Genomic DNA, 25,430 nt, shown 5'->3' with positions numbered 1-25,430 from the left:
ATAACGATTTTCGCGGCGGGTCTAACAAAATAAAAAAACAGAGACAACGCCACGCCATCCGCGTTATCCCTGTTTAATGAAAAAATTCCTTATTCGCTGCTTTGAGCGGCTTCTTTGGCTTGTTTTTGCAAAATCTTAACAATACGCTCACGCCAAAGCCATGTTTTTGCTTGCAATTCATGAATATCAATGGAAGTCAAAACACGTGCTTTTAACAAATGTCTCCCCGCCACCCACACATCACTGACTTTATCCCGTCCAATCGCATAAACCAATTGCGACAAAATATTATAAATCGGTAAAGATTCTAAATGGTTTAAATCTAAAGCCGTAATGTCGGCTGATTTACCAATTTCTAATGAACCTGTAATGTGATCAATACCGAGTGCTTTAGCACCGTTTAATGTGGCCATTCTCAAAGCTTCTGCCGCAGGCACACAACTGGCATCTCGACTTAACCCTTTGGCTAATAAGGCTGCGGTGCGCATTTCTCCTAAAACATCTAAATCATTATTACTGGCTGCCCCATCCGTTCCCAATGCCGTCACAATATTAACTCGACTTAATTTCGGCACAGGACAAAATCCACTGGCTAATTTTAAATTAGATTCAGGACAATGTGCCACTTTTACACCTTCTCGTGCAAATAATTTAATTTCATCATTTTGCAATTGCGTGGCATGAACCGCAATTAAACGAGAATTAATCAATCCTAAACGATGTAAACGGCTAATTGGCCGTTCACCGAATTCTTTTTCTGCGGCTTCCACTTCTTCTATGGTTTCATGCACATGAATATGTAAGGGAATATTAAATTGTTCAGCCAATTCCGATGCTTCTTGTAGCGCATTATCTGACACGGTGTAAGGCGCATGCGGTGCCATTGCAGTACGAATCAAAGGGTGATGTTGAAACTTTTTATACACATCTTTGGCTTTACTTAAATATTCACTGGCTTGATTCGCCCATGCGGTGGGAAAATCTAATACAATCAAACCAATTGTTGCACGAATACCCACTTCAGCCGCCACGTCTCCCGCCACATCAGGGAAAAAATACATGTCATTGAAACACGTTACACCGCTGCGCAGCATCTCGGCCACCGCTAAACGTGTTCCATCGGCAACGAATTCTGGAGTTATACATGCTTGTTCCACTGGCCAAATGCGCGTTTGCAACCATTGTTGCAACGGTAAATCGTCGGCAATTCCCCGCAACAAGCTCATCGCCGCGTGGGTATGCGTGTTGATCAGGCCGGGAATGAGGACATGACTGGGTAAACGATGCGTAATTCGACCTGAAAAACGACTTACCGCTTCACTATTGGGCAGTAAACCAACAATTTTTCCATCTTGAATGGCCAGCGCGTGCTGTTCATAAACCACGTTTTCAGGAACGACAGGAATAATCCAGCCCGCATAAATAAGCGTGTCAACATGTTGCATGATTTATCCAAAATTCAGAGAAGTAATAAAGATAATAAAAACAAAAAGTTATGCAATGATTCTTTCTAAAGCCTGCAAAAAAATACGTATTTCTTCTGGTGTTCCCACAGTCACTCGTAAACAATCAGCCAATTGGGGATGACTGCCGTCTAAGCACTTAATTAGAATACCCGCGGCGCGCAATTGTTCAAATACGGCTCTGGCATGTGCGACCTTAAATAACACAAAATTTGCCTCACTGTCCCACACCTGAAGCACGTCGTGTATTTGACGTAAGTCAGCGATTAAGCGAGCGCGATCTTCACGAATACATTGGGTTTGTTGTTGTAAAACTTGATAATTATCCAGTGCGTAACTGACAGAAAGTTGTGTTAATACATTGATATTATAAGGTAAACGTAATTTTTCAAACTGATGTAACCATTCCGTTGCGCCCGTTAATAAGCCTAAACGTAATCCAGCCAATCCCAACTTGGATAAAGTACGCATCACCAATAAATTAGGATAAATTTTTAATTGCGATAAAAAAGTCGCCTCAGTAAACGGTGCATAAGCCTCATCAATAACCACAATTCCAGAGCTAATGGCAAGGATTTGATGAATCGCTTGGGCATCAAATAAATTACCCGTTGGATTATTCGGATAAGCGAGAAAAATAAGGGCGGGTTGATGGGTCTCAATCGCGCTTAAAATGGCCGGTAAATCTAAACTAAAATCAGGCGATTGCAACGGTACGCCAATATAATTTAAACCTAATAATTGCGCTAATAAACGATACATCACAAAGCTAGGTTCTACGGATAAAATAGCACGATTGGGCGCGTGAATGCCGAGCATTAATAACTGAATTAATTCGTCAGAACCATTGCCTAATAATAACGGAAATTCTTCAGGAATAGACATCACTGCCCGCAAATGATTTTTTACCGCATTGGCCTGAGGATCGGGATAGCGATTCACCGCCGCATGGCGCAAACGTTGTAACCAAGCCTCAACGTGGCTTTCATCCCAGCGATAGGGATTTTCCATTGCGTCCAATTTAATTAGATTGTCGGCATTAGCCACATGATAAGCGGATGAGGCTAAGATTTCTGGGCGTATCCAATCCGTAACGGCAGTTTTCATAACAACACTCTAACAGAGGTCATGGCAGATTTTTGTTAAAAAGAGCAAAAAATCCGCTTTTTGACGGTAAAATGAGAAAAATCCATTATTCACTTGCTGCCACTTTTCCGTTTTACATAAAGTAAACCGAGAGACAGAAAGATGAAAAATGGGCTTATAAAAACTCAAAACGATAGCCATGTAGCCGCGTTTCGCCATTGGGCGCGGCATCGGCTAGTTCTAATTTAGCGTGAACACTTTCATTGGGCGCGATCAGACGTTGCTGCCATGTGTCGCGTGACTCACTCATGTATTCAAATGGCTCAAATTGGCGTTTGGCCACCACTTCTCCGTTTAAATCTTCAAAAATAAGGTGCAATTTGGGATAAGGCTGGGGAAAGTCCGCTAAATTAACAAAAGTGAGGTCAATTTGCAAACCATAAGACACATTTGGATGCGAGCGCACCATGTGATTACTGACTTGAAATTGATCCAAAGCCTGTACGGGCGGCAAACGACAATTAAGTAACACACAAGCATCGTCTAAAACAGGACGTAATGTGGAATGTGTTAAAATCATTTTGGGATGAGCTAACCATAAATATTGCGCTGCCAATAATGTTCCTAAAATAAGCACCACTATTGTCCATAATAAAAAACGACCCAAAGAAAAACTTTTCTCCACCCGCAATGCAGGGGGCAATTCTTCGGTTATAACAGGCTCATTTTCAATTTTTGGCGGTGGTTTTTTCTCAGTTTTCGGTGGAGTTTTATGCAAGTGACCCACCGGCAAAAATTCAGCTTGACATGCTGGACAAATTAACATTTCTGTCGGTTTTTTTAATTCAGCTTTAGTGATTCCAAATACTTCATCACATTCTGGACATTGAGCATACATTGCAACTTTATTAGCCATTCTAATTCCGCTCGGCATTAGGTTCTAAAGAATCTGAAGGTTTCACATCATTTTCTGTATCAGATTGAGAGCCAGATTCGGGTTGAATTCCTGCTTCAGAGTCAGAGTCAGATTCAGAAATAGAAAGTTCTGGCGAGTGAGATGGCGATTCAGTCACCGTCATGGGAGAAAAATCAAACAAAGATCGTTGGATTTTTTGAATATCAATCACTTGTGGCGCAAATAAATGAATAGCACGTTCTTCCATCAAGGTTTTTTGGGCTTCTGACAATTCAATACGTTTAAAATGACGCTCAACAATTTTACCTGAATTAATATCAATGGTGATCAATTCTTGACAACCATCATCATATAAACGTTCCCGTTGAAAAGTGCGTCCCGTTAAAGGAGAATCGGTTTGGATATAATAGTGCATAGGCGCGAAAAAATCAGAAGATTTAGACGTACTTGCCTCCGCATCTTCACAAGGAGAAGCCCGCACACTTTGCGCTGCCAATGCCGTAGGAATAAGACGATCCATAAGCTGGACATTTCTATCGCTGGGCTTAAAAGGAAACCATTGGGAATAATTGCCATATTCGACATAAATATCCCCATTTTCATAAACACTGAGTTTAATCGCCAATTCCGCTCCATCTTTGGTCTTAATCACACTAGAGCCAGTGTGAATAGGCAGAGCTTGGAAATGTTTTTTAAACAATTCTTGATTATACTGTTCGCTGATTGTGCGTGGAATATTAAACAAGGAAATATAAATATCCATTGTCGCATTAATTAACGAAGGCAATACCACTAAAACTGCAATAATGGAAGTGATAACCCCTTGCGTGGTTTTTAACCAATTCATCACCGCATCTGGTGATACAGATTTGGTAGGGGCAACTTGGGAAGTTAAGTGATTTTCTTTAGAGTCTGAATCAGACGCATTCATAGATATTTCCTCGAATCGGATAAAAAGAAAGTTAAATTAAACATCACGATAATAACACCAATCCGCTATTTTCAGTATAATGCCAAGCGTTAAACGCAAAATCAATGTGACATCATGGTGTTATTCACGGTAAAAAATTAAAATAGAATTAGTCTGTTAATGAGAGGGAAATTGTAATTTATGAATTTTGTTCACGCTTCGCTGCAAGCCCTGCGCCGTTTTTTGCAGATGGAAACCGCTGGCAGCATTTTACTCCTCACTGCGGCTGTTGTAGCCTTATTGATGAGCAATATTGCGCCTTTGTCCCCATTATACAATAAATTATTAGCCACTTTGGTGGAAATTCGAGTGGGAGAACTCGAAATTAGTAAGCCATTATTATTATGGATTAATGATGGTTTAATGGCAATTTTCTTTTTATTAGTCAGTTTAGAATTAAAACGAGAAATGTTAGAAGGTCAATTGTCAAAAATATCTCAGGTGATTTTACCTGTTATTGCGGCGATTGGCGGTATGTTTACGCCTGCTTTAATTTATATTAGCATTAATGGCATTAGTAGTGATACTTTAAATGGTTGGGCAATTCCCTCTGCCACTGATATTGCTTTTTCTTTGGGGGTATTGGCTCTTTTAGGCGGTCGCGTACCAACTTCTTTAAAATTATTCTTAATGGCTTTAGCCATTATTGATGATTTAGGTGCGATTTTAATTATTGCCATTTTTTATTCAGGTGAGCATCTTTATTTTGCGCCTTTATTTTTAGCTCTTATTGCCATTGCGATTTTATTTTTATTAAATTATGCTCATGCCAGTAATTTAGCGGTTTATTTAGTGGTGGGTTTATTTTTATGGATTTGTGTTTTAAAATCAGGTTTACATGCAACATTGGCTGGAGTTATCCTTGCTTTTTTCATTCCGTTACGAGTGAAAGATCAAGATAATAACGTGAGTCATTCACGATCTCCACTATACCAATTAGAACATTCTTTGCATCCTGTTGTGGCTTTTGGGATTATGCCTATTTTTGCTTTTGCCAATGCAGGAATTTCTTTAACAGGTTTATCCTTAGGCAGTTTATTTGAACCCATTCCTTTAGGGATTATTTTAGGTTTATTTATTGGTAAGCAATTGGGTGTTTTTGGTTTTTCTTGGATGGCGATACGTTTTGGTTTAGCGCGTTTACCTGATAATAGTAATTGGTGGCAATTATATGCGATTTCTATTTTATGCGGTATTGGTTTTACCATGAGTCTTTTTATTGGTTCATTAGCATTTACGCAAGAAGATTATATGAATCAAGTTCGCTTAGGTGTTATTGTCGGTTCATTGGCTTCAGCATTATTGGGTTATTTCTTATTGCGAATGCACAGCAAATAGAATGACATTTATGGATAATAAGGATGAAGAAAAAATGAGCAATTCTGAGGTACAAATCGCCTTGAGTCAAGCGCAACAAGTGATGTTAGAAGCGGATGCGGTGGTGATTTTAGCGGGTGCAGGCATGGGCGTGGATTCGGGTTTGCCTGATTTTCGCGGTAAAGAAGGCTTTTGGCGAGCCTATCCGCCTTTGGCTAAATTTGGCTATTCCTTTAGCGATATGGCCAATCCGATTTGGTTTAAACGCGATCCTAAATTAGCGTGGGCTTTTTATGGGCATCGTTTAAATTTATATCGAGAAACAAAACCGCATCCAGGTTTTTACCAATTACTGTCTTTTGTGCAGAAGAAAAAACATGGTTATTTCGTTTTTACTTCTAATGTAGATGGACAGTTTCAAAAAGCAGGATTTAATCCAGAAAATATTGTAGAGTGTCATGGTTCTATTCACCATTTGCAATGCACTAAGCATTGTGGTCAAATGATTTGGTCAGCAGAGGAAACGCAAGTGGAAGTGGATATGGTTTCTTTTAAGGCACAATTACCGTTACCTATTTGCCTACATTGTGGTGCATTAGCGCGTCCCAATATTTTAATGTTTGGCGATTGTTATTGGCTTAGTGATCGCACGGATATGCAAATAGAAAAATGGCAACATTATCTTAATACATTACGGCAACAAAAAGTAAAAACGGCAATTGTTGAAATGGGCGCAGGAGAAAATGTGGCCACAGTCCGTCATCAATCAGAATATGTGGCGCATTTATTAAAAATGTCTTTAATTCGCATTAATCCACGTGATTATCAAGTGCCTAAAAAAAGTGATATTACTTTGCCTTTGGGTGCATTAGCGGCTATTGAGCAGATTGTGCCAGTCTCATTTTAGTTTTTTCTCTGTTTTTTCTCACCAATTAATTAAGGAGCTATGATGAAATTTTATTCTGTGTTTTTTGCGTTATTTTTAATGGTATTTAATTTACCTGTATATGCTGAATCGGTACAAATTAAGCATCATGATGTGATGTTAAATGGTGTTTTAACACTGGCTAAAGGTAAATCTTTAGCGAATGAATCGCTGATTGTCATGGTGCATGGTACATTAGGTCATGCGCAAATGGACACGTTAAGTACATTGCAAGCCACATTAAATGATCATGATTTTAATGTGCTGTCAATTAATTTAAGTTTGGGACAAAATGATCGTGCTTTGCAATTATATCCTTGTGAGCAAACGCACACTCATCGCCACACCGATGCTTTAGAAGAAATTAACGCTTGGTTGCAATGGGCAAAAGCGCAAAATGCGGGCAATATTGTTTTATTAGGACATTCTCGCGGTGGCAATCAAGCCGCTTGGTTTGTCTCACAAAATGAAGTGCCTCAAGTCACTGCATTAGTGTTATTGGCACCGATGACGCGAGTTAATGTCACTTTAACTGAGACCCAACAAGCCTTATTAACCAAAGCAAAACAACTGGTTAATGATGATAAAGCCAACGAATTATTGTCTAAAATCGCTTTCTTGTATTGTCCCGAAACCCAGGCCACTGCGGCTACTTTTGTATCCTATTATGAGCCTGTGCCAGAAATGCACACGCCTTATTTATTGCCTTCAATTAAAATACCCACTTTAGTGATCAGTGGCAGTGAAGATAATATTTCGGTTAATTTAGCCAATGAAATGGCTGCATTAACTGCGCAATTTAGCCATATTGTCCATCATGATATTATGGGCGCGGATCATTTCTTTCGTGATTTATATGCCGATGATGTCGTAGAAATAATGAATGGCTTTTTAAATCGCTAATGATGATTCATGATTAGGAATAATGCGATAATCAATATGGCATTATTCTTAATCGTTAAAATAGTTAAAAAAGGATGTTATTGTTATGGAACTGGATCAGTTAATGCAACATGTGCGCGAATTGTTGGCGCAGGCACGGCGTGAAGGTGCGAGTAGTGCTGAGGCGGTCGCGTCTCTTTCTACCGCACAGACTACAGAAATACGCCATAGACAAGTGGATACGGTGCAGTTTAAACAAAGCCGTCATTTGGCGATTACGGTGTATTTTGGGCAGCGTTCGGGTTCAGCCAGCACGCACGATTTTAGGGCAGAGACGATTCAAAACGCGGTGCAAGCGGCTTGTGAGGCGGCACGTTATACCAGCGAAGACCCTGCCGCGGGTTTAGCAGATGCCGAATTGATGGCGACCGATATTCCCGATCTACAATTGTATCACCCTGCATCTCTCACACAAGAACAAGTGATGACTTGGTTGGAAAAAACGGAGGCGGCTGCATTCGCGCATGATTCTCGTATTATTCATGCGCAAGGGACTGAATTTACAAGTCATTCTAGCACACGCATCTATGGCAATTCACACGATTTTTTAAGGGGTTGGTCGGCGACGAGCTACAGCTTAACCTGTGCTGTGGCGGCTGAAGAGAAAGACGAAAAACAGCCGGGGTTTTGGTATGGGGTTTCTCGTGTACTTGATGAATTACCCCCTGTGGAGGCAATTGGCCGAGAAGCAGCACGGCGTGCGGTTTCTCGCTTAGGTGCGGTGCATTTAAAAACGCAACGCATTCCTGTTATTTTTGCCGCGCCCATTGCCACTTCTTTATTGTCTCATTTTGCGGCTGCAATTGATGGCAATCGTTTATATCAAAACGCTTCTTTTTTACAACATCAATTAGGACAACTTATTTTTCCCGCTCATGTCCGCATTTATGAACAACCGCATTTATTAAAAGGATTAGGCAGTGCGCCTTTTGATAATGAGGGGGTTGCCACGCAAGCTAAAGAATGGGTTAATGCAGGCGAATTATTAGGCTATGCGTTTAGCAGTTATTCTGGGCGTAAAATGGGCGCAAAAAGTACGGGAAATGCAGGCGGATTGCGCAATTTAACTTTAGAAACAACAGAAATTGTACCTGATTTAACCGCCTTATTAAAGAAAATGGATAAAGGTTTATTAATAACAGGCTTAATTGGCATGGGCGTTAATTTAGTCACTGGAGACTATTCCCGCGGTGCAGATGGTTTTTGGGTAGAAGGGGGAAAAATCCAATATCCTGTTAAAGAAATTACTATTGCCAGTTCTTTAAAAGAGATGTTTCTAGGATTACAAGCGATGGCAATGGATATAGAAACACGCGGTAATTGGCGAGTGGGTTCTTGCTTAATTGATCAAGTGATGGTCGCAGGAAAAAATTAATTTAAATACAGATAATCAATGGACTTGCTGCTAGACTATAATAATTGTGTTTAATTGAGAGATGAGGATTGTAAAATGTGTTTAGGAATTCCGATGCAAATTGTGGAAATTAACCAATTTATTGCACGTTGTGCGGCGAAAGGGGTAGAGCGTGATGTCAGCTTGTTTATGCTGCAACATGAAGCGTTGAGTGCGGGCGATTATGTGATGGTGCATGTGGGTTATGCCATTCAAAAAATGACCGAACAAGAAGCGCAATCTTCTTGGGAATTATTAGATGAAATGGTGCGTTTACAAGATGAAATTAACGCCCAATTGGCCAGCCGTGAAATTTAAATTATGCACGAAATGTCAATTTGCCAAGCCTTGTTAAATCAAGTGCAGAAAATTACTCATGAAAATGAGGCGCGTCAAGTCGAAAGCATTACGGTTAAAATTGGCTTATTATCAGGCATAGAACCCGAATTATTAGCCAATGCGTTTAGCATTGCTAAATTGGGAACGGTGGCCGAATCGGCCATTTTACATTTAGAAACGGCTCCGATTAAAGTCCGTTGTTCAGACTGTCAAAAAGAATCGGAAGTCAGTGTGAATAAACTGCTTTGTTTGCACTGTGGCAGTTGGCATACTCAAGTGATGAGTGGCGATGAATTGTTGTTAATGCGAGTAGAATTACTGCGTTAATTGACTTGATATTATTTTTTTAATTTATGGGCGATTCTTTTTGTTATGAATATGAATGAAAATCCTGAACACAGCCAATTTTCTTTGTTTAAAGAACGTCGTTTTGCCCCTTATTTTTTCACGCAATTTTTAGGCGCATTTAATGACAATGTGTATAAAAACGCATTGGTTATTTTAATCGCTTTCCAAGCCGCACAAGCTCAAACAGATACCAATTTATTAGTCAATTTAAGTGCGGCTTTATTTATTTTGCCATTTTTCCTCTTTTCTGCGACCGCGGGACAATTGGCCGATAAGTATGAAAAATCAAGATTAATTCGTTATATTAAATTATTAGAAATCGTCATTATGCTATTGGCTGCTGTGGCATTTTATTTACAAGATATTATTTTGTTAATGTTAATTTTATTTTTAATGGGAGCGCAATCTACTTTATTTGGCCCCATTAAATATGCCATTTTGCCGCAACATTTGCAGCGAGATGAATTAATGGGTGGAAATGGCATTGTGGAAATGGGGACATTTTTAGCGATTTTATTAGGAACAATTACGGGGGGAGTTTTAATTTCTTTTAACTCTGGAATAATATTAGTTTCTATCACGGTCATTAGCATTGCACTTTTAGGTTATTTCGCCAGTCGTTTTATTCCATTAGCTCTTGCACCTGAACCTGAATTGAAAATAAATTGGAATCCATTTTCACAGACTTGGATTATGTTAAAATTAGTGGCGCAAGATCGTTATATTTTTCTGTCTATTTTAGCGATTTCTTGGTTTTGGTTTTATGGTGCATTATATCTGGCACAATTTCCCAATTACACCCGTTTTATTTTGGGTGGCGATGAAACCGTGGTGACCTTATTATTAACTTTATTTTCTTTTGGTGTGGGCTTGGGTTCTTTATTGTGCGAGCGATTGTCAGGGCATAAAGTTGAAGTGGGATTAGTGCCTTTTGGCGCGATTGGAATTACCCTTTTTAGTATAGATTTATCTTTTGCCGTGCAAAATCCATTGCATGATACGGGAGAATTCATTGGCGCAATGGCTTTTATCGCGGTTTGGACGCATTGGCGCGTGATGTTGGATATTATGTTTATTGGCATGTTTGGTGGGTTTTATATTGTGCCGCTTTATGCCTACATTCAACAACAAGGCAATTCTAATATATTAGCACGATTAATTGCGGGAAATAATATTTTAAATGCGCTGTTTATGGTGGCTTCGGCATTACTTGCCATTGTTATTTTAACCGTGTTAAATTTTAGCATTCCGCAATTGTTTTTAATTGCGGCATTATTAAATGCCATTGTGGCGATTTATATTTTTACGGTTATCCCTGTTTTTTTCATTCGTTTCTTAGCGTGGTTATTAATTCATACGGTTTATCGCGTTAAAAAAGTGGGATTAAATCATATTCCGAGAAAAGGCGCGGCATTATTGGTATGCAATCATGTGAGTTATGTGGATTCTTTAGTGATTATGGCGTGTTGTTCTCGGCCGATTCGTTTTGTGATGTACTATAAAATTTATCAACTGCCTTTATTGCATTTTATTTTTAAAACAGCGCGTACCATTCCCATTGCGGGACGTAAAGAAAATCCAGAAATTTTAGAACAAGCTTATGTTGATATTAAAGAAGCCTTAAATAACGGTGAATTGGTGTGCATTTTTCCTGAAGGCGGATTGACTAAAGATGGCGAATTGCAGCCATTTCGGCCGGGTGTGGAGCGGGTTTTAGCGGTCGCGCCTGTGCCTGTTATTCCGATGGCATTACGCGGTTTATGGGGCAGTATTTTTAGTCGAAAAAGAAAAATATTTCGTTTGCCGCGAGGCATTGGTTCTCAAATTGAATTAACCATTGCGCCCGCACAATTGCCCGAAACAATTACCGCGTTACAATTACAACAATACGTCTCCGAATTAAGAGGAGATTGGCGTTAAATAATGCGTTTTAGATTTAAGTTTTAGGATAAAAAATATGGGAACTTATATTTTACGCCGTCTGCTGTTAATTATTCCTACTTTATTAGGAATTATGCTGATTAATTTTCTAATTGTGCAAGCGGCACCCGGTGGCCCTGTTGAGCAAATGTTGTTTAAAATAAAACACCATCAAATTGAAGCCACAGCCCGCTTTGGTGGTGCGGATCAGAGTGAAACGGTGTCTTTTTCTTTTAACGATCAATATCGTGGTGCGCAGGGTGTTGATCCCGCGTTGATAAAAGAATTGGAAATCATGTATGGTTTTGATAAGCCTGCCCATGAGCGTTTTTTTAAAATGCTCACTGATTATTTGCGCTTGGATTTCGGTCATAGTTTCTACCGAGATCAGGCGGTGATTGATTTGGTTATTGAAAAAATGCCTGTGTCTATTTCTTTGGGATTATGGACAACTTTATTAGTCTATTTTATTTCGATTCCATTAGGCATTGCCAAAGCCACGCGGGATGGGAGTCGATTTGATGTATGGACAAGTGCAATTGTGATTGTGGGTTATGCGATTCCTGGGTTTTTATTAGCGGTGTTATTAATTGTTTTATTTTCGGGAGGTTCTTTTTTTACTTTATTTCCTTTACGGGGTTTAGTTTCGGATAATTGGGCTGAATTAGATTTAATGGGAAAAATTCTTGATTATTTCTGGCATTTAACTTTACCGATTTTATCGATGGTTATTGGTGGTTTTGCCACATTAACGATGTTGACTAAAAATTCATTTTTAGACGAAATTAATAAGCAATATGTGATTACTGCACGAGCCAAAGGATTAAGTGAAAAAAGAATTTTATATGGTCACATTTTTAGAAATGCGATGTTAATTGTCATTGCAGGTTTTCCCAGTGCTTTTATTGGCATTTTATTTACCAGTTCTTTACTGATCGAAGTTATTTTTTCTTTAGATGGTCTGGGATTGTTGGGATTTGAAGCGACGGTTAATCGGGATTATCCGATTATGTTTGGAACATTATTTATTTTTTCTTTACTGGGATTGGTGTTGAATTTAATCAGTGATTTAATTTATGTTCTTATTGATCCGCGCATTGATTTTGAAAGCAGACAGGTTTAATTTTTTTCTTTATCGACATAACGCAAAATAAGGAGATTTTCTTGATTCAATTAAGCCCACTGAATCAACGTCGTTTGCATTATTTTCGCCACAATCGCAGAGGTTGGTGGTCATTGTGGATTTTTGCGGTGTTATTTTTCATTAGTCTATTTGCAGAATGGATCGCCAATGATCGCCCGTTATTAATTCATTATCAACAGGCTTATTATTTTCCTGTTTTATTTGATTATACTGAAGCGACATTTGGTGGAGATTTAGATTTACCTGCGGATTATCGAGACCCTTATTTAAGTGATTTAATTGAGGAAAATGGTTGGGCGATTTGGCCGTTAATTCCTTATCATTATGGCACGATTAATTATAATTTGCCTGTGCCTGCGCCTGCGCCCCCATCGAGTGAAAATTGGTTGGGAACGGATGATCAAGGGCGAGATGTTTTAGCGCGTTTAATTTATGGTTTTCGTTTATCGGTTTTATTTGGTTTAATTCTGACTATTACCAGTTCTATTATTGGCATTATTGCAGGGGCAATTCAGGGCTATTTAGGCGGCTGGGTCGATTTATTATTTCAACGCTTTATCGAAATTTGGTCAGGTTTGCCTGTTTTATTTTTAATTATTATTTTATCCAGCTTTATTGTGCCTAGTTTTTGGTGGTTATTGGGCATTATGTTGTTGTTTAGTTGGATGGCTTTAGTCGGGGTGGTGCGGGCTGAATTTTTGCGCGCCCGTAATTTCGACTACATTCGCGCCGCTCAGGCTTTGGGAGTGAGTCAAACGGTGATCATGTTTCGTCACACACTGCCCAATGCGATGGTGGCGACGCTGACTTTTTTGCCGTTTATTCTTAATGGCTCGATTACCACCTTGACTTCATTGGATTTTTTGGGTTTTGGCTTGCCACCGGGTTCGCCCTCATTAGGGGAATTGTTGGCGCAGGGTAAAGCCAATTTACAAGCCCCGTGGTTGGGGATTACTGCTTTTTTGATATTGGCTATCTTATTGAGTTTACTTATTTTTATTGGTGAAGCCGCACGAGATGCGTTTGATCCGCGTAAAATTATTCATAAAAGCCCTAAAGTTGCAAAAAACAAACTGATTCCCGCCGCCTCTGTTGGCACAGCAACACCCAGTGAATACGCTACTGATTCTCATACAAAAACCTTGCAAGTTTCTGATTTATCCGTGTTATTTACTCATACTTCTCCTGAAAATTTGGCCGTAGATCGGGTGTCTTTTACTTTAGACCGCGGGCAAACGCTGGCGATTGTGGGGGAAAGTGGATCGGGAAAATCAGTTACAGCCTTGTCTATTTTGCAATTATTACCTTATCCATTAGCCACTCATCCGCAAGGACAGATTCGCTTTTACGATACTGAATTATTAGGCGCATCATTAGCGGTTTTAAAATCGATTCGCGGTAATAAAATTAGCATGATTTTTCAAGAACCAATGACCTCACTTAATCCGCTACATACCATTGAACAACAAGTGGGAGAAGTGTTGGCTTTGCACCGCGGAACGTCGCTGGCTGAGGCGCGGCCGCGAATTCTTGAATTGTTAACCCAAGTGGGTTTAGCTCAAGCTGAACAACGGTTACAGGCTTATCCACACCAATTGTCGGGTGGGCAGCGGCAACGGGTTATGATTGCGATGGCATTAGCCAATGAACCTGATTTATTAATTGCTGATGAACCGACCACGGCATTAGATGTTACAATTCAAGCGCAGATTTTGCAGTTATTAAAAGAATTGCAACAAAAAATGAATATGGGATTATTAATTATTACCCATGATTTAAATATTGTGCGGCGAATTGCAGATCATGTGTGTGTGATGCAGCAGGGTAAAATTGTGGAATCTGCTCCCGTGAAACAATTGTTTAATGCACCACAGCATGTTTACACTAAACAATTGTTAAATGCAGAACCAAATCCAAAATTAAAAACCACACCCGCACAAGGCGAACCGTTATTAAAAGTCGAGCAATTAAAAGTCTGGTTTCCCATTAAACAAGGTTTATTAAAACGCACAGTGGATTATATTCGTGCAGTAGAGCAGGTTTCTTTCCAATTGCACGCAGGGCAAACTTTGGGCATTGTGGGAGAAAGTGGATCGGGAAAAACAACATTAGCGTTGGCTATTTTGCGCTTAATTCGCAGTGAAGGATCAATTATTTTTCAAAATCGTTTATTGCATAAAATGCAGCGGGCGCAATTGCGTCCTTTGCGTCGAGAAATGCAGATTGTTTTTCAAGACCCATTTAGCAGTTTAAGTCCACGTTTATCGATTGGGCAAATTATTGGCGAAGGCATTACTTTGCATCGTTTGGCACGGAATAAGGCTGAGAAAGAGCAACAAATTATTCAGGCTCTTATTGAAGTGGGATTAGACCCAGAAACGCGCCACCGTTATCCTCATGAATTCTCAGGCGGACAACGGCAGCGCATTGCGATTGCTAGAGTCATGGCATTAAAGCCGAAATTAATTATTTTAGATGAGCCAACGTCAGCTTTAGATCGTTCGGTACAAAAACAGGTAATTGAATTGTTGCAAAGTTTTCAACAAAAATATCAATTAGCCTATATTTTTATTAGTCATGATTTGGCGGTAATTCGGGCATTAAGTGATCAATTAATTGTCATGCAAAATGGACAGGTGGTTGAACAAGGCGAGGCGCAAATTTTGTTTAATCATCCACAAGAAAATTACACCAAAGCATTGCTGTCAGCGGCGTTTGATTTGAGTGTGAATGCGGGTGAGTAACGGAAAAAATTGAATCCCCCCTTTACAATTTACCTCACAATCGCTACAATAATCGCTTGTTTGGATAGATCGCTGGCAGCGGGTTTGTCAAAGTTAGGAAATTTTACCGAATTTTTACAAAACGCTTGACAAGCAATAATTAGATATGGTCTAATGCACAGCTTCAATCCAAGCAACGGCCAGATAGCTCAGTCGGTAGAGCAGAGGACTGAAAATCCTCGTGTCGGTGGTTCGATTCCACCTCTGGCCACCATCTTATTTCTCCTCGCCGCTTTTCTTTACCATTCTCCCTTTTCTCTTTTAATTTCTTTCGCGTTTCCTGCGCGTGGTTTGCCTTGTTAATCTTCTTAAATAGCCCTAACATAAGTCTTAGTTTTTCATCAAAAACATACTAGACCAGCACTGTTAGCGTGTTGAGGAGTCTATATCATGAGCCACACCACGGTAAACCGTAAACCCACGGTTGCCATTCATAAATTCAGTTCTTGCGACGGCTGTCAATTGGCGTTTCTCAATTTGGGAGAACAATTGTTGCAAGTCGCTGATGCCGTTAATATTGTTCACTTTGTCGAAGCGGGGGCGATTCAGTTCGATACGCCGGTTGATATTGCTTTTGTCGAAGGCAGTCTTTCTACGGAAGAAGAAGTGGAACGTATCCACGCCGTGCGACAACAAAGCCAATATTTAGTCACCATTGGCGCGTGTGCCACGGCAGGCGGCATACAAGCCCTAAAAAATCTTCACGATGCCCACGCATGGACAACCAGTGTTTACGCCCTTCCTGACTACATTAGCACCCTAAGCACCGCCAGCCCTATTTCTAAAGCCGTCCATGTTGATTTGGAACTCCACGGCTGTCCTGTGAACAGTTATCAAGTGTTATCCACCATTCGCGCCTTATTATTCGGCGTTACGCCCCCCTTAGAACAAGATAAATTATGCAGTGAATGCAAACGCTTAGGCCAAGTTTGCGTCATGGTGACACAACAAATGCCCTGCATGGGGCCTGTCACCCGCACGGGGTGCGGCGTAATTTGTCCGCGTCAGCAACGTGATTGTTATTCCTGCTACGGCCCCGCAGAAACTATTAATACCCATTCGTTAAGTCAATGTTTACAAGAAACCGGCTTGGCACGTGATACTATTGCGCGGCGTTTTGCGCTGTTTAATAATCAAAGTCCAGAATACGTTAAAGCTATCGCTCAACTGGGGGAATCCACATGAGTACACGTGATTTAACCATCACCGTGCCTGTTTTGGCGCGAGTCGAAGGCGAAGGCGGGTTAGACATCGTTGTCAAAGCAGGACAAATTGAGCAATTGGCTCTACGAATTTTTGAGCCGCCGCGCTTTTTTGAAAAATTTCTCGAAGGGCGAGAATACCACGAAGTGCCTGATATTGTGGCACGGATTTGTGGAATTTGTCCTGTGGCGTATCAAATGAGTGCGGTTCATGCGATTGAGTCGATTTTTGGTGTGAAAACAACGCCTTGGATTCGGAAAATGCGTCGTTTACTCTATTGTGGCGAGTGGCTAGAAAGTCATAATTTGCATATTCATCTGTTGGCCGCGCCTGATTTTCTTGGTTATAAAAGTGCGACAGAAATGGCGGCACAGTATTCGGCTGAATTAAAACGCGGTCTCAGTTTGCAGCATTTGGGTAATGCAATTATTCGGATGTTGGGCGGACGTTCGGTACATCCTGTTGGGGTTAAAGTGGGTGGTTTTTATAAAGCCCCTAGCCATGAAGATGTGAGAAAATTAATCGCGGATTTGCGGGCAGCGATTCCCCAAGCCGAGGCCTTAGTGCGCTGGACGGCTTCATTGGGACTGCCTGATAATCATCAAGATTTTGTTTCGGTTGCCTTGCATCATTCTGAGGAATATCCTTTAAATGAAGGCGATTTAATGTCAGATGTAGGTTTATTCATTCCTATTAGTGAATATGAACAACATTTTCGAGAATTTCATGTGCCGCATTCAACGGCTTTGCATTCTTTACTGCATGAAAAACCGTATTTGGTAGGGCCATTGGCGCGGGTAAATTTAAATTATGCGCAATTACCCTTATCCGTGCGTTTAAATGTAGAACGTACCGCAGTACAATTTCCCAGTAATAATATGTTTCACAGTATTGTGGCGCGGGCGGTAGAAGTGCATTTTGCCTTGTTGGAAGCCTTGCGTATTTTAGAACAATACGAATTACCTGATCGCCCTTATGTGGAGGTGACTCCGCGAGCGGGGACAGGTTTTGGTTGTACTGAAGCTCCGCGAGGCATGTTATGGCACACGTGGACGTTGGATGAGCGCGGTCAAGTCTTGGCAACGCGCATCGTTCCCCCTACCAGTCAAAATCAACCGCGTATCGAAGAAGATTTAAAGTGGTCATTGGAGGCGATGGGCTTAGATCACAGCGATGAAGCCTTGCGGTTGCGCGCAGAAACCGTGATTCGTAATTACGATCCGTGCATTTCTTGTGCGACTCATTTTTTGAAATTGAACGTGTTGCGGGAAGGTTAGTTTGCCTGAATCGCAATTTTCATCATCAAGTTATTGATGTGAATTGCGGTTCAGTGCATCGTGGGATTTTGATAGGACGCTTTGATTTCGCCAGTCTATATAATCCGTTTGGATTCTAATTGTCATTTGTTTGCTTTGATTTTTTTTCGTTTAGATATTTCAAAAGTACAAATGAATTCTATACCAAAATTATGTGAGATATAAAAACAAATTAAGTTCTAATATCTAGCTAGATATTAGGTATAAGATACTGTTTAATTTTATTAAACTTAAACACTTTACCTGACAAAAAGGTCTCAAACATACTAGTGACTTCTTTAAAGCTTGATAGACGATGAAAATTCTTTCTGACCCAATTCTTACCTTGAAGCCAAATATCCTCGACTGGATTTTGCTCTGGGGCATTGGGCGCAAATCTTAATAAACGAACTTTCCATTCTGATTCTGGAAGTCCCCCATTTAATTTCTCTAAATAAGTTCTTAAACCTTCAGAACGATGATAACTTGCACCATCCCAAATAATCACATGACGGGCTTCTTTATATCTGTAAATGAGCCAGTTAATAAAGTCTATCGTATATTTTGTATCAGCTTTCTTTGCCCTATCTAAAATAAATTCTCCCGTATAAATATTCACCGCTCCATACCACGTTTGAGAAGTGCGATAATTACTCATCTTTATTGACGTTCTTTCTCCTTTTTTCGACCAAACATAACCACAAATATCTCCCCACAACTGATGGCTTTCGTCTTGCATCCAGTACATTACCTCTCCACTTTCTATCTGTTCACGCTCCTTATCTATTAAATCCTTAATCTCTTTTTTTTTAGCTTCTACTTTTACCTCATCTTTTGCCGAATTCTCTTTGTGTGTCTTCTTATAACTTAAATTCGCTTCTTCTAATAATTTAGTATAAGAAGTATTTGAAGAATAGAAAACATCATACTCCTCTTTTAAGTATCTCTTTAGTTCCTCTATTGTTATTGTCTTCTTTTCTTGTATCCAATTAATCACATCTTCTCGTTCACGCGGCTTTAAATACCCTGGCGAGCCTTTATACGCTAACTTTAATCCTTCCACCCCTGACGCTAAATAAATGGCTTTCCATTTATCCACAAATTGCACACTGACACAACACGCTAAAGCCGCTTCCGCACGCACAAAACCAAGCAAAGACATTCTTACTGCCATCGCTCGCTTCACTTCTCTCGCTTCACCTGTTGACATTAACTCTTCTAAATCTTCATATCTCTTGTTCATTATTCTCTCCTATTTAAAAAGTATTATTATACGACTCTGAAAAAATTGGTATATAATATAAACGTGAAGTGTCTAACGACATGTTTACCGCCAATCGTATTCATCTCCAAACGCATCTGGACTGAGTTCACGCATGATAACGGCACGGGTGGCTTCGTGAATGTTTTGAGCGTTTTCGCTCTCTTCGTATTCAAAAGCAATCTCTTTGTACTCGTTTTTGAGGTTTGTCCATGAACGAGAAAATTGATGAGCAAAGTATCCAATAAACGCCTTCCAATAACATATCACGCAAATTGTTACGGGTAATTCAGTTAAAGTTATTATGAAGGAATAACGGAAAGGATGGGGGGATAGCATGTTAAATCTCCGTAGATATTCAAGGTGATATAGAACTTGTGTGGCAATAGGTTTTATTTATTACTTGACTATAATTATAGGTGACCTTATTTTTTTTACTCCTCTTTTTCTCTAGTTTTTTGTAAAGATTGGTAACGAAAATGCGGGTGTTAAATCATAATTCTTAACATGGGATGTGTTAGAATTTGAAACACAAGTGGATATTGATTCGCCGTAGGGATAAAACGGCGTGCAAACTCACTATGAGACAAAGGGAATTTATCAATGGTGCGTTGCGTCAGTCATTTTTTTGTAAATAGCACATTACAAATGTAATGACAACATGTAACGAAAAACAAACAAAAACTTAACAAGGACTTAACATCATGTCTGAATCAACGGGAACAGTTTTGGTGGTTGATGATGACGAGGCTTTTGGTCAATTGCTGAAGGATTACTTGGCCTATCAAGGTTATTCAGCTCAATTGGCTAAAGATGGTCGTCAAATGAGACATACCAAAATTATGTGAGATATAAAAACAAATTAAGTTCTAATATCTAGCTAGATATTAGGTATAAGATACTGTTTAATTTTATTAAACTTAAACACTTTACCTGACAAAAAGGTCTCAAACATACTAGTGACTTCTTTAAAGCTTGATAGACGATGAAAATTCTTTCTGACCCAATTCTTACCTTGAAGCCAAATATCCTCGACTGGATTTTGCTCTGGGGCATTGGGCGCAAATCTTAATAAACGAACTTTCCATTCTGATTCTGGAAGTCCCCCATTTAATTTCTCTAAATAAGTTCTTAAACCTTCAGAACGATGATAACTTGCACCATCCCAAATAATCACATGACGGGCTTCTTTATATCTGTAAATGAGCCAGTTAATAAAGTCTATCGTATATTTTGTATCAGCTTTCTTTGCCCTATCTAAAATAAATTCTCCCGTATAAATATTCACCGCTCCATACCACGTTTGAGAAGTGCGATAATTACTCATCTTTATTGACGTTCTTTCTCCTTTTTTCGACCAAACATAACCACAAATATCTCCCCACAACTGATGGCTTTCGTCTTGCATCCAGTACATTACCTCTCCACTTTCTATCTGTTCACGCTCCTTATCTATTAAATCCTTAATCTCTTTTTTTTTAGCTTCTACTTTTACCTCATCTTTTGCCGAATTCTCTTTGTGTGTCTTCTTATAACTTAAATTCGCTTCTTCTAATAATTTAGTATAAGAAGTATTTGAAGAATAGAAAACATCATACTCCTCTTTTAAGTATCTCTTTAGTTCCTCTATTGTTATTGTCTTCTTTTCTTGTATCCAATTAATCACATCTTCTCGTTCACGCGGCTTTAAATACCCTGGCGAGCCTTTATACGCTAACTTTAATCCTTCCACCCCTGACGCTAAATAAATGGCTTTCCATTTATCCACAAATTGCACACTGACACAACACGCTAAAGCCGCTTCCGCACGCACAAAACCAAGCAAAGACATTCTTACTGCCATCGCTCGCTTCACTTCTCTCGCTTCACCTGTTGACATTAACTCTTCTAAATCTTCATATCTCTTGTTCATTATTCTCTCCTATTTAAAAAGTATTATTATACGACTCTGAAAAAATTGGTACAGTATTTAAACCAACACAAGGACATTCAGTTGTTGCTTTTAGATTTAATGTTGCCAGAAGAAGACGGTTTTGCATTGATTCGCTGGTTAAGGTCACAGGATCGGTACGCGCATTTGCCGATTTTGGTTTTATCCTCTTTGGGGGAGGATGTGGATCGTATTGTGGGTTTGGAAATGGGCGCGGACGATTACATGGCTAAACCTGCGAATTTAAGGGAGTTATTGGCGCGGGTGCGGGCGTTGTTGCGTCGTATTCATGCGGCAAATGAGCCTAAAAAGGAGCAAACGCATCGCTATCGTTTTGGTGAGTTTGACTTAGATGTGATCAATCGTCGTTTGTTGCGTCATGAAAAAGTGATCCCGCTGACTTCGACAGAATTTTATTTGCTGTCGATTTTGGTGACGCATCCGAGTTGTGTATTGAGTCGGGATGATTTAATGAATCACTTGAAAGGCTATGACTGTGACCCTTATGATCGCACAATCGATATTCACATCAGCCGTTTACGCAGCAAAATCGAACCCGATCCCAAAAATCCCAGTTATATTCGCACTGTTCGCGGCAAAGGCTATTTATTTTCACCCGAAGAAACGATGGATTGAGCCACTGTTTCTGATCATTACCCAATAAAAGAAGGGTCTGAATCAGAATTTTGGTTTTTTTGTAAATTCTGGTTCGGACGAATCAAAGACTAAGGAATAAATCGATGATGACGGCAATTGATATAAAATTGGTTTTTTTGTAAATTCTGGTTCGGACGAATCAAAGACTAAGGAATAAATCGATGATGACGGCAATTGATATAAAAGAAGAAGGGTTTGTTTTTTTGTTAAAATCTAACATAGATAACCTTATTTTTCCCCCTCCTAGCAGGAAGGGCAGGGGGGACGGTAGAAATGCTATACCCAAAAGATGTGGTTCATAGAACCTTTATTTTGTCAGAATCAGAATTTACAGACACAAGAATTTTCAAAATTGACTCTTGCAAATCGTTTATTTTCAATCGATTTTTTACTCTTTAATTCTGAAAATCCTGAAATTCTGTAAATTCTGATTCTGACAGAAAAATTTTATGAATGGCTTAATTTTGGTATAATACTCAAGATTATTTTTGTCTAGGTGATTATTTAATTAAATCATTAAAAACACTCAAAGAAAACTCCCAATATCATACTGAATATCAAAATTTTGTTATGAATATGTCCTATGCAGAAAATCAAATTAATTTCAAAAAAGCCTACTCCCTATTAACGCAGATCACTATGGCATTTCTATCTGAACAATAGGATAATGGAAAGAGATAGATTCAAAAAATCCACAATCACAGGTTTACAGGGAGATTGCTAACGTGATACAGAATGACATTATTCGTTTAATTGTCATCGAAGAATCAGCTAATGATGCAGAAGTCATTCTGAACAGTTTGCGCAAGGCACGCTATCCCATTCGTCCCACACATGTTGAAGATGATGAAGATTTGGCTACTGCGTTAAATGAACATGAATGGGATTTGATTATTGCTGTTCCTGTGGTGGGCGAGTTGACCGCAGAACAAGTGTGTGAAATGGTACAACAAGCAAAGTTGGATATTCCTGTCATTGTTCTGATGTCGAAAATGGACAACAAAATGATGGCTCTGCTGTATCAAGCAGGAGTACGCAACGTTTTACCCAATAACAACGATGTCGCCTTACAAAGCGTCGTCGGGCTAGAATTAGAAAATTTAGCCGAACGCCGCCGCCGCAAACATTTAGAACAATTGTATCGAGAAAGTCAACGACACAACATTATGTTGTTGCAATCGTCGCGTGATGCCATTGCTTACGTGCATGACGGAATGCACATCCATGCTAACCCCAGTTATCTGGAGATGTTTGGTTATAAAACGATGGATGATTTGGAAGGAATGCCCGTCATGGATTTGGTGTCTTTGGAAGATCAGCCGAAATTCAAAGACTTTATGCGCGAATACATGATGGAGGACAAAGAAGAAGAACAAGAAATCAGTCTGGAAGGCGTAAAATCCAATAACAAGCGGTTTAAACTGAAAATGGAAGTCAGTAAAGCCATTTACGACAGTGAACGCTGTATTCAGATTGTTATCCGCGATCAATCGCAAAATCAAGAATTAGAACGGCAATTACGCGAAGTCAGCCGCCGCGATTTATTGACTAATTTATTTAATCGCCAATATTTCATCGCTATTTTAGAAAAAGCACTGGCTAAAGTGATGGAAAGCAATGTGCGTAGTATTCTGCTATATGTGGTGTTGGATATTTTAGAAAATAATCGAGAAAATTTAGGAGTTAGTGCCGATCCATTATTGCGTAATGTCGCGGCGATTTTGGGTAAATTAGGCGAACATGCCACTGTGGCGCGGTTTGGCGATAATGTGTTTACTTTGTTATTGTTAGACAAGGACATACCGTATGCGACACAATTGGCTGAAACTATTTGTAAAAAAGTAGAAGCCACCGTCACCGAATTGGGAACACAGTCTGTCATCACCACATGTAGTATTGGGATTGCGCCGGTAATGGCTTCTTCGGGAAGTGTACACGATGTGTTAGCCGACGCGCACACGGCTTGTCGAAAAGTGTTACAACGTGGCGGCAACGGGCATGAAGTCTATAAAGCCGTAGTCAAAACCTCTGAACAAGGCGGAACAGGCAGCAGAGACATCGCTAAAATGATTGAAACGGCTATCGAAGAAAATCGTTTTTCTTTGCGTTATCAACCTGTTGTGAGCTTACATGGTGGAACATTGCCCATTTATGAAGTGTTTTTGCGCATGACTGACAGTGAAGGCCAATTTGTCCCGGCCGGACAATTATTTGCCGCTGCTGAAGAGGCCAATCTCACGATTCATTTGGATAAGTGGGTGTTAAAAGAATCGTTCAAAGTCTTGATGAAAGAACAGCAAGAAAATAAACACACCACTTTCTTGGTTAAATTAACCGATCAAGCGTTAAAAGATGAAAATGTGTTGTTGTTTATTCGACGCTTATTAAAATCCACCCAATTGCCCGGTGAACGTTTGGTATTTGAAATTAGCGAAGCGGTGGCCATCAGTCAAGTTAAATTGGCTAAAGCTTTTATTACCACTGTTAATACGATGGGCTGCAAAACCGCTTTAGAACATTTTGGCACGGAATTAAATTCATCCAGTACCTTAAAACATATTCCTGTGGATTATGTCAAAATTGATTCTTCATTTAGCCGCGGTTTATCGGCTAATCCTGATAACCAAAAAGCAGTGCAAGAAATTACTAAATTAGCCCACGATTCGGGAAAACAAACCATTGCTGAAGCCGTAGAAGATGTCAATAGTTTAACGGTACTGTGGCAATGTGGTGTGGATTTCGCACAAGGCAACTACATTCAAAGTCCACTGGAAGAACCCAGTTATCACTTTGAAGATGAAGAATAATATGTAACAATTATCAAATGTCCAGCACGGTGATAAGCGCGTTAATCATTAAACGAATGTCGTAACCGTGACTGGCATTCACTTCAAATACGGGCGTGATATAACCATATTGATGCAGCATTTCATGATACTGTCTTAACATGGTTTGTCCACGCTCCGCATTCACCACACCAATCACCAAAGCCGTATCAGAAATTAATTCTTCAAATTCGGTTAAATAGCGTTGTAAATCGGCTAATGGATCGACTCTGGCATTATCCAACAATAGCACCATACCCAATGCGTTTTCTACCACTTCTTCTTTCACACTTTCTGGCATTTGTTCGGGTAAAGAATAAAGGTGTAATTGTTGTCCTTCGTCTAAGGTAAGAAATCCATAACGCAAAACATCTTGTTGTCCTGTGGACGATAAGCCGATAATTGGAATTTCGCTCAATAATTCCATCGCGTGGTATTTACTGGCGACAGCCGTACCGGCAAAAACCAATTTTGCGACATCAGTACCTGCGGATAGTGTCATAAAAGGCGTGCTTTTGGTTGTTGTCGAAGCGAAATGGGCATATAACTCGTTAGTATTAGCCATTTATTGTTCCCCTATATTGTATCTTTAAAATCCCTTATGAGGTTTTGCGATTAACTTGGCGAATGAAGTGGAAAGTATTGTTTTATCCAATTTCAGTTTCAAGGTGATGTTGGGGAGAAAAACGCAGAAAGTGCCATCGTATCATTTT

General features: G+C 39.7%; 22 protein-coding genes and 1 tRNA gene. 15 read left to right on the top strand and 8 right to left on the bottom strand.

Going from position 1 to position 25,430, the window contains the following annotated elements:
- Positions 1-89 precede the first annotated feature (89 nt).
- The 4 genes from TPSD3_RS02955 to TPSD3_RS02940 all read right to left on the bottom strand — a co-directional run bounded on the left by TPSD3_RS02955 (position 90) and on the right by TPSD3_RS02940 (position 4,396).
- Entirely contained in the window at positions 90-1,445 is a 1,356-nt protein-coding gene (locus tag TPSD3_RS02955) for a TRZ/ATZ family hydrolase (RefSeq protein ID WP_086487091.1), read from the bottom strand.
- Between the two features lie 48 nt (positions 1,446-1,493).
- Positions 1,494-2,570 carry a histidinol-phosphate transaminase gene (gene hisC, locus TPSD3_RS02950; protein WP_086487090.1) on the bottom strand — a complete coding sequence of 359 codons (1,077 nt, stop codon included), beginning with the start codon at positions 2,568-2,570 and terminating at the stop codon, positions 1,494-1,496.
- A gap of 154 nt (positions 2,571-2,724) precedes the next feature.
- Positions 2,725-3,465 (bottom strand): DUF3426 domain-containing protein, encoded by a 741-nt coding sequence (locus TPSD3_RS02945; RefSeq protein ID WP_176329704.1) that lies wholly within the window; start codon positions 3,463-3,465, stop codon positions 2,725-2,727.
- A 1-nt stretch (position 3,466) separates the two neighbouring features.
- Positions 3,467-4,396 carry a hypothetical protein gene (locus TPSD3_RS02940; protein WP_086487088.1) on the bottom strand — a complete coding sequence of 310 codons (930 nt, stop codon included), beginning with the start codon at positions 4,394-4,396 and terminating at the stop codon, positions 3,467-3,469.
- Positions 4,397-4,576: 180 nt separating this feature from the next.
- Here TPSD3_RS02940 and nhaA point away from each other — a divergent pair, with 180 nt between their 5' ends.
- From nhaA to TPSD3_RS02880, 12 genes are all read left to right on the top strand, one after another.
- Positions 4,577-5,773 (top strand): Na+/H+ antiporter NhaA, encoded by a 1,197-nt coding sequence (gene nhaA, locus TPSD3_RS02935; RefSeq protein ID WP_086487087.1) that lies wholly within the window; start codon positions 4,577-4,579, stop codon positions 5,771-5,773.
- A gap of 34 nt (positions 5,774-5,807) precedes the next feature.
- Positions 5,808-6,659, top strand: coding sequence for an SIR2 family NAD-dependent protein deacylase (locus tag TPSD3_RS02930; RefSeq protein ID WP_086487364.1), 852 nt, complete (start codon positions 5,808-5,810; stop codon positions 6,657-6,659).
- 39 nt (positions 6,660-6,698) lie between these two features.
- The gene (locus TPSD3_RS02925) at positions 6,699-7,580 is read left to right on the top strand and encodes an alpha/beta hydrolase (protein WP_086487086.1); all 882 of its coding nucleotides are present in this window, start codon (positions 6,699-6,701) and stop codon (positions 7,578-7,580) included.
- An 85-nt stretch (positions 7,581-7,665) separates the two neighbouring features.
- Entirely contained in the window at positions 7,666-8,994 is a 1,329-nt protein-coding gene (gene pmbA / locus TPSD3_RS02920; protein WP_086487085.1) for a metalloprotease PmbA, read from the top strand.
- Positions 8,995-9,069: 75 nt separating this feature from the next.
- Entirely contained in the window at positions 9,070-9,330 is a 261-nt protein-coding gene (locus tag TPSD3_RS02915; RefSeq protein WP_086487084.1) for a HypC/HybG/HupF family hydrogenase formation chaperone, read from the top strand.
- 3 nt (positions 9,331-9,333) lie between these two features.
- Positions 9,334-9,678, top strand: a complete 345-nt coding sequence (gene hypA, locus TPSD3_RS02910) for a hydrogenase maturation nickel metallochaperone HypA (protein WP_086487083.1) — start codon at positions 9,334-9,336, stop codon at positions 9,676-9,678.
- Positions 9,679-9,723: 45 nt separating this feature from the next.
- Entirely contained in the window at positions 9,724-11,619 is a 1,896-nt protein-coding gene (locus TPSD3_RS02905; protein WP_217884355.1) for an MFS transporter, read from the top strand.
- A 37-nt stretch (positions 11,620-11,656) separates the two neighbouring features.
- On the top strand, positions 11,657-12,742 hold the full coding sequence (locus TPSD3_RS02900) for a microcin C ABC transporter permease YejB (RefSeq protein ID WP_086487082.1): 1,086 nt from the start codon (positions 11,657-11,659) through the stop codon (positions 12,740-12,742).
- Positions 12,743-12,783: 41 nt separating this feature from the next.
- Positions 12,784-15,507 (top strand): microcin C ABC transporter permease, encoded by a 2,724-nt coding sequence (locus tag TPSD3_RS18280; RefSeq protein ID WP_086487081.1) that lies wholly within the window; start codon positions 12,784-12,786, stop codon positions 15,505-15,507.
- Between the two features lie 177 nt (positions 15,508-15,684).
- A tRNA-Phe gene (locus tag TPSD3_RS02890) sits at positions 15,685-15,760 on the top strand.
- Positions 15,761-15,936: 176 nt separating this feature from the next.
- Positions 15,937-16,731: an NADH-quinone oxidoreductase subunit B family protein gene (locus tag TPSD3_RS02885; protein WP_086487080.1), complete on the top strand. Its 795-nt coding sequence runs from the start codon at positions 15,937-15,939 to the stop codon at positions 16,729-16,731.
- Complete coding sequence (locus tag TPSD3_RS02880) at positions 16,728-18,026, top strand: Ni/Fe hydrogenase subunit alpha (protein WP_086487079.1); 1,299 nt, start codon at positions 16,728-16,730, stop codon at positions 18,024-18,026. Before TPSD3_RS02885 ends, TPSD3_RS02880 begins: the two co-directional genes overlap by 4 nt.
- Before the next feature lie 229 nt (positions 18,027-18,255).
- Here the strand turns inward: TPSD3_RS02880 and TPSD3_RS02875 are convergent, their stop codons facing one another.
- On the bottom strand, positions 18,256-19,287 hold the full coding sequence (locus TPSD3_RS02875; protein ID WP_086486662.1) for an IS630 family transposase: 1,032 nt from the start codon (positions 19,285-19,287) through the stop codon (positions 18,256-18,258).
- Between the two features lie 84 nt (positions 19,288-19,371).
- A complete protein-coding gene (locus TPSD3_RS02870) occupies positions 19,372-19,644 on the bottom strand; it encodes a hypothetical protein (RefSeq protein WP_086487078.1) in 273 nt (90 codons plus the stop codon).
- A gap of 365 nt (positions 19,645-20,009) precedes the next feature.
- On the opposite strand from TPSD3_RS02870, the gene TPSD3_RS17210 reads away from it, so the two are divergent.
- Positions 20,010-20,153, top strand: coding sequence for a response regulator transcription factor (locus TPSD3_RS17210; RefSeq protein WP_140048465.1), 144 nt, complete (start codon positions 20,010-20,012; stop codon positions 20,151-20,153).
- Positions 20,154-20,185: 32 nt separating this feature from the next.
- Here TPSD3_RS17210 and TPSD3_RS02865 read toward each other — a convergent pair whose 3' ends face one another.
- Complete coding sequence (locus TPSD3_RS02865; RefSeq protein WP_086486662.1) at positions 20,186-21,217, bottom strand: IS630 family transposase; 1,032 nt, start codon at positions 21,215-21,217, stop codon at positions 20,186-20,188.
- 45 nt (positions 21,218-21,262) lie between these two features.
- Here TPSD3_RS02865 and TPSD3_RS02860 point away from each other — a divergent pair, with 45 nt between their 5' ends.
- Both TPSD3_RS02860 and TPSD3_RS02855 read left to right on the top strand, forming a co-directional pair.
- The gene (locus TPSD3_RS02860) at positions 21,263-21,871 is read left to right on the top strand and encodes a winged helix-turn-helix domain-containing protein (RefSeq protein WP_217884354.1); all 609 of its coding nucleotides are present in this window, start codon (positions 21,263-21,265) and stop codon (positions 21,869-21,871) included.
- A gap of 746 nt (positions 21,872-22,617) precedes the next feature.
- Positions 22,618-24,699 (top strand): EAL domain-containing response regulator, encoded by a 2,082-nt coding sequence (locus tag TPSD3_RS02855; protein ID WP_086487077.1) that lies wholly within the window; start codon positions 22,618-22,620, stop codon positions 24,697-24,699.
- A gap of 13 nt (positions 24,700-24,712) precedes the next feature.
- Here the strand turns inward: TPSD3_RS02855 and TPSD3_RS02850 are convergent, their stop codons facing one another.
- On the bottom strand, positions 24,713-25,282 hold the full coding sequence (locus TPSD3_RS02850; protein ID WP_086487076.1) for a hypothetical protein: 570 nt from the start codon (positions 25,280-25,282) through the stop codon (positions 24,713-24,715).
- Positions 25,283-25,430 lie beyond the last annotated feature (148 nt).

This window comes from Thioflexithrix psekupsensis, from assembly GCF_002149925.1.
In the GTDB taxonomy this organism is placed as follows: Bacteria; Pseudomonadota; Gammaproteobacteria; order Beggiatoales; family Beggiatoaceae; genus Thioflexithrix; species Thioflexithrix psekupsensis.
This window is presented reverse-complemented; position numbering and strand designations above follow the sequence as displayed.

What these genes read in the sequence shown, in the direction of transcription:
- TPSD3_RS02925 (WP_086487086.1), top strand. Translation starts at nt 6,699, where the DNA reads ATGATGAAATTTTATTCTGTGTTTTTTGCGTTATTTTTAATGGTATTT.
- hypA (WP_086487083.1), top strand. Translation starts at nt 9,334, where the DNA reads ATGCACGAAATGTCAATTTGCCAAGCCTTGTTAAATCAAGTGCAGAAA.
- pmbA (WP_086487085.1), top strand. Translation starts at nt 7,666, where the DNA reads ATGGAACTGGATCAGTTAATGCAACATGTGCGCGAATTGTTGGCGCAG.
- TPSD3_RS02850 (WP_086487076.1), bottom strand. Translation starts at nt 25,282, where the DNA reads ATGGCTAATACTAACGAGTTATATGCCCATTTCGCTTCGACAACAACC.
- TPSD3_RS02955 (WP_086487091.1), bottom strand. Translation starts at nt 1,445, where the DNA reads ATGCAACATGTTGACACGCTTATTTATGCGGGCTGGATTATTCCTGTC.
- TPSD3_RS02945 (WP_176329704.1), bottom strand. Translation starts at nt 3,465, where the DNA reads ATGGCTAATAAAGTTGCAATGTATGCTCAATGTCCAGAATGTGATGAA.
- nhaA (WP_086487087.1), top strand. Translation starts at nt 4,577, where the DNA reads ATGAATTTTGTTCACGCTTCGCTGCAAGCCCTGCGCCGTTTTTTGCAG.
- TPSD3_RS02870 (WP_086487078.1), bottom strand. Translation starts at nt 19,644, where the DNA reads ATGCTATCCCCCCATCCTTTCCGTTATTCCTTCATAATAACTTTAACT.
- hisC (WP_086487090.1), bottom strand. Translation starts at nt 2,570, where the DNA reads ATGAAAACTGCCGTTACGGATTGGATACGCCCAGAAATCTTAGCCTCA.
- TPSD3_RS02905 (WP_217884355.1), top strand. Translation starts at nt 9,724, where the DNA reads ATGAATATGAATGAAAATCCTGAACACAGCCAATTTTCTTTGTTTAAA.
- TPSD3_RS02875 (WP_086486662.1), bottom strand. Translation starts at nt 19,287, where the DNA reads ATGAACAAGAGATATGAAGATTTAGAAGAGTTAATGTCAACAGGTGAA.
- TPSD3_RS02900 (WP_086487082.1), top strand. Translation starts at nt 11,657, where the DNA reads ATGGGAACTTATATTTTACGCCGTCTGCTGTTAATTATTCCTACTTTA.
- TPSD3_RS17210 (WP_140048465.1), top strand. Translation starts at nt 20,010, where the DNA reads ATGTCTGAATCAACGGGAACAGTTTTGGTGGTTGATGATGACGAGGCT.
- TPSD3_RS02930 (WP_086487364.1), top strand. Translation starts at nt 5,808, where the DNA reads ATGAGCAATTCTGAGGTACAAATCGCCTTGAGTCAAGCGCAACAAGTG.
- TPSD3_RS02915 (WP_086487084.1), top strand. Translation starts at nt 9,070, where the DNA reads ATGTGTTTAGGAATTCCGATGCAAATTGTGGAAATTAACCAATTTATT.
- TPSD3_RS02865 (WP_086486662.1), bottom strand. Translation starts at nt 21,217, where the DNA reads ATGAACAAGAGATATGAAGATTTAGAAGAGTTAATGTCAACAGGTGAA.
- TPSD3_RS02885 (WP_086487080.1), top strand. Translation starts at nt 15,937, where the DNA reads ATGAGCCACACCACGGTAAACCGTAAACCCACGGTTGCCATTCATAAA.
- TPSD3_RS02880 (WP_086487079.1), top strand. Translation starts at nt 16,728, where the DNA reads ATGAGTACACGTGATTTAACCATCACCGTGCCTGTTTTGGCGCGAGTC.
- TPSD3_RS02940 (WP_086487088.1), bottom strand. Translation starts at nt 4,396, where the DNA reads ATGAATGCGTCTGATTCAGACTCTAAAGAAAATCACTTAACTTCCCAA.